The organism is Frankia sp. CcWB2 (assembly GCF_977927585.1).
The window spans coordinates 15,573-19,942 of record NZ_CDWRCM010000007.1 but is presented as its reverse complement, the minus strand read 5'-3'; the positions used below and the strand labels follow the sequence as shown (position 1 = coordinate 19,942).

General features: G+C 70.0%; 3 protein-coding genes and 1 pseudogene. 1 reads left to right on the top strand and 3 read right to left on the bottom strand.

Going from position 1 to position 4,370, the window contains the following annotated elements; all coding sequences use genetic code 11:
• Positions 1-82: 82 nt before the first annotated feature.
• The gene (locus ACY45C_RS01905; RefSeq protein ID WP_462185949.1) at positions 83-1,132 is read right to left on the bottom strand and encodes a DUF459 domain-containing protein; all 1,050 of its coding nucleotides are present in this window, start codon (positions 1,130-1,132) and stop codon (positions 83-85) included.
• A 221-nt stretch (positions 1,133-1,353) separates the two neighbouring features.
• The gene (locus tag ACY45C_RS01900; RefSeq protein ID WP_462185948.1) at positions 1,354-3,030 is read right to left on the bottom strand and encodes an MBOAT family O-acyltransferase; all 1,677 of its coding nucleotides are present in this window, start codon (positions 3,028-3,030) and stop codon (positions 1,354-1,356) included.
• A 196-nt stretch (positions 3,031-3,226) separates the two neighbouring features.
• Between ACY45C_RS01900 and ACY45C_RS01895 the strand changes: the two genes are divergently transcribed.
• Positions 3,227-4,147 (top strand): alpha/beta fold hydrolase, encoded by a 921-nt coding sequence (locus ACY45C_RS01895; protein ID WP_462185947.1) that lies wholly within the window; start codon positions 3,227-3,229, stop codon positions 4,145-4,147.
• Positions 4,148-4,186: 39 nt separating this feature from the next.
• Here ACY45C_RS01895 and ACY45C_RS01890 read toward each other — a convergent pair.
• Positions 4,187-4,370, bottom strand: a pseudogene (locus tag ACY45C_RS01890) (hypothetical protein); the annotation flags it as partial.

Here is a 4,370-nt window from a genome sequence, read left to right as displayed (position 1 = left end):
GATCTGGACGGCGCGGGCTTCGGGTTCCGCCCCCGTTGAGCGTTCGCTCGGTCCGGCCTCCGCCGGTCGCTCCGATCGTCGTTCACCGCAGGTTCCACGTGCTGCGCACGGTCTCCAGAATGTGTCCCGCGGCGATCCGCGCGCCGTCGAGACTCAGGTGCACGCCGTCACGGGCCCGGGCCAGGACGGTGTTACCGTCCGTGCCGGTGAGGTAGTCGCTGTACGCGCCGTTCTTCGACAACCACGGGGTGAGGTCGAGATATCGGGCTCCGACCACCCTGGTCGTGGCGTCGAGGGTCGCCTCGTTCAGTCGGCGGAAGTAGCCGTTCAGCTGGTCCGGCCGGGCCGGCGGGAGGCTGAGCCACAGCACTCGGCGGGCCCCGTCGCCGCTCCAGATCCGCATCACGACGATGGCACGCCGTCGGTACTCGGCGGCCCACGCGTCCGATCCGGCCGGCAGGACGGTTCCGTCCGGAAGCGTGATGCCCTGGCCGTCGTTCCCGCCCATGGCGACGATCACCAGCTCCGGGTTGCGCTGCGTGATCTGCGTCCGGGCATGGGTGGCCCAGTCGAAGAAGTCGGGCCGCACCAGGCCCGTGCCGAACCGCGTCTCGGTCTGTGCCCGGATCGTGGCGGGCGCACTGTTCATGATGGTCGGACCGAGTGATTCTGTCAGCGAGTCCCCGGTGACCAGGACGCGCAGCGGATCGGCCGCGGTCGGGTGGCGCGGTGGCAGTGGGGAGCGGTGGGAACCGGCGGCGCCCGGCCCGGAGGCGCCAGGGTGATCGGGCTCGGCTTCAGCCCGACTGGCCGCCGATGCCAGCTCGGAGAAGGTGCCGCCGGGCTTGGCGTCGTGACCGAACGCGCGCGACAACCACCGGTCCGGTTCGTCGAGGTGGACGGTCCGGGTGATCCGTTCGATCGGCCGGGCCATGCCCAGCACGAGCGTGCGGGTGAGTCCTGGGCGCATGCCCTCGCCCCCGTGCACCATCGCTGAGGCGCGGAGCACCGCCAGCAGACCCAGGGTGACGGCTACCAGCAGGAAGGCCTGCCGGGCCCGGACGACGCCGGTGGTCGCCGCGGGTGCGGTCGCCGGTGGCCCCGGTGGCGCCGGATCTTCACGCTCAGTCATCGTCCCTCGGCTTCGTCGGCGCAGGTCACAGATGCCCCGGAATGTGATCAGGCGTTGTTGTTCGATTACCTTAAGTCAAGGCTCCGCTCTCCGCCGCTCGTATCGTCCGGCCTGGGCGGCCCCGGCCGGGGCAACGCTCCGGCTCCGGCACTGGCTCCGGCACCGGGATCGGGATCGGGATCGGGATCGGGATCGGGACGGGGAGAGCAGGCGAGCGTGACTCAGAAGTGGAAGTAGATGAACGGCGCGACGTCCTGCGGGCCGACGATCGCATAAATGATCATGATGCTCAGGGTGAGCAGCGCGATCTGGGCGCCAAGGCGCAGTTGGGCGAAGGCGACCTGCGCGTGGATCCACCAGGCGCGCGGGACGGCGGCGGTGGCCAGTCCCACCCCGATGGCGGCGAGGACCGTCGGAGTGACCAGCGGCGCCGGTCCGCCCGCGGTGAACAGCCGGACGGCGAGCTCGCGCGCCGTTGCCAGGTCGGGCGCTCGGAACAGGACCCAGGTGGCACACACGAAGTGGAAGACGGCCAGCCGGCCGGCCCAGGCGCGGATCGGGTTGGGTGCCGCTTCGGGAAGTGAGGCCTGTGTGGCGGTGATCGTCCGGCGGCTCGCCGTGGTCGGCGTCCCCGCGGGGCTGTCGGCGGTGCTGGAGCCGGCAGCGAGACCGGGACCAGCAACGGCGCCGGATCCGCCAGGGGAAAGGACCGGTGCGGGGCTCTCCGATCCCGGCCGGGGTAGTGGCATCGCGGAGAGCCCCGCCGATTCGGCCTGTCCCGTGATCTGCTCCTGTCCTGTGACTCGGGCCTGCCCCGTGGCTCGTGCCCATTCCGCCGCCCGGATCCGGTCCGCCCGTCGGGCACGTATCCGGCGTTCGGTCACCAGGCCACCGCCGTGCAGCGATCCCCACAGGACGAACGTCCAGGCGGCGCCGTGCCAGAGACCACCCAGAGTCATGGTGATCATGATGTTGAGGTAGGTGCGCCGACGCCCCTTCCGGTTCCCTCCGAGCGGTAGGTAGACGTAGTCCCGGAGCCATCGGGACAGGGTCATGTGCCAGCGGCGCCAGAAGTCCTGCAGGGTGGTGGCCGCGTAGGGACGGTCGAAGTTATCCGGGAAGCGGAAGCCGAGCAGGAGGGCGATCCCGATCGCGATGTCGGAGTACGCCGAGAAGTCACAGTAGATCTGCACGGCGTAGCCGTAGACGGCCGTGGCGATCTCCAGCGACGAGTGCTGGCCGGGCGCGTCGAAGACGGGGTCGACGAGGCGCGAGGCGATCAGGTCGGCGAGCACCACCTTCTTGACCAGGCCGCCCACGATCAGGAACACGGCCCGGGTGGCTTGGACCTGGTTCGGGTCCCGTGGCGTGGCGAGCTGGGGGATGAACTCGCGCGCACGCACGATGGGACCGGCGACCAGGTGCGGGAAGAACGCCTCGTACACGGCGAAGTCCAGCAGCGACGCGGGTGCGCTGGTGCCGCGATGGACGTCGATGACGTAGGACAGCGCCTGGAAGGTGAAGAACGAGATCCCGATCGGCAGCGCCACCTGGAGCAGGGGCAGCGATGTGGGGAGACCGATCTCGGCCAGCGCGCGGTCCACCGACAGGGCGAAGAAGCTGTAGTACTTGAACCAGCCGAGCAGGCCGAGGTCGCAGACGATCGCGGCGATGAGGATGCGGCGGTCGAGCCAGCGATGGATCGCGACGGCGGCGCCCTGGTTGATCAAGGTGGAGGCCACGATCAGCAGCACGAAGCGCGCGTCCGCGAAGCCGTAGAAGAAATACGACGCCCCGAGGATGAACGGCTTCCACAGCCTCGGCCGGGGCATCAGCAGCCAGGAGATCGCCAGCACCACGACAAGGAACGCCGCAAACTCGATCGTCGGAAAGATCACGTGTGCCCGTCCGGTGGGGTTGCCCAGCAGGATAATCGCTATAGGAGGTCGAGTGACTACCTAAAGTAGTTGACGGGTGGGGTGTTCGCCGCTCGACGGCCGCGCTGCCGGCATCCGCCTGGCCCTTTCGGGTGACCTCCGGCCGATTGCCGGCGGAACTCGTGCGCCGGCGCCATGGGATGGCTACCTTCCGACCATGGGCATCGTCTCGGTCAACGGCATCGACCTCGCCTACGAGATCCACGGCGACGAGGACGGGTTGCCGCTGCTCCTGATCGGCGGCCTCGGGCAGCAGCTCGTAGGCTGGCACCCGGACCTGCTGGCCGCGCTCGGCCGTCGCGGTTATCGAACGATTATCTTCGACAACCGGGACGTGGGACTGTCCACTCATCTCGACCAGCTCGGTCGGCCCGACCTGGCAGCGATCCTGAGCGGTCGCTTCGACCTCGCCCCCTACCGGCTCGAGGACCTGGCCGCGGACGCAATCGGCCTGCTGACCGCCCTCGGAATCGAGTCGGCGCACCTGATGGGCAGCTCGATGGGTGGCATGATCGCCCAGATCGCGGCCCTCGGGAACCCCGAGCGGGTGCGCAGCCTCACCTCGATGATGTCCCATCCGGGTGACCACCGGGTGCAGCCGACCGCCGAGGCGATCGCGCTGTTCCTGCGGCCGGCGCCGGCCGACCTGGAGGAGTTCGTCCTCGCCGGGCACGAGGCACAGGAGGTCCTGGGCTCGCCGCTGTTCGAGCCGGACGTGGCGTGGCTGCGGCGGCGGGCCGAGATCCAATGGGGCCGTCGCCCGAACCCGGTCGGGGCTATGCGCCAGATCGCCGCCGTGCTCGCGGCGCCCGACCGCACCCCCGGGCTCGCGCGGCTCCCGGTCCCCACCCTCGTCGTCCACGGTGACGCGGACCCGCTCGTCCCGGTCCTCGGTGGTCGGTTGACGGCTGCGGCGATCCCGCTCGCGGAGCTGCTGGAGATCGACGGGATGGGGCATGAGCTCCCCCGCCAGGTCTGGGGCCGCATCCTGGACAAGCTTGACGATGTCGTGCATCGCGGGGATGTCGTGCATCGCGGGGGAGTCGATCGTCGCGGGACGCTCGCGCAGGCGAGCTGAGCGCCGACCCGCCCGGATCGTCGCGGTGGCCCGGCCGAGTCAGGTCCCGGGTTTTATGGCCATGGAAGCAATGATCAGTACCCAGCAGGCGGTGCTCACGGCGACACCCCCCATGATTGGAAGGGTACGCCGATGCGTGTCACCGCCCGCGTCGATCTCCTTGACGGCGTGGGCGAGCCCGGGCGCGATTATGCCCAGCGAGATCCCCGTGGCCACCACCCAC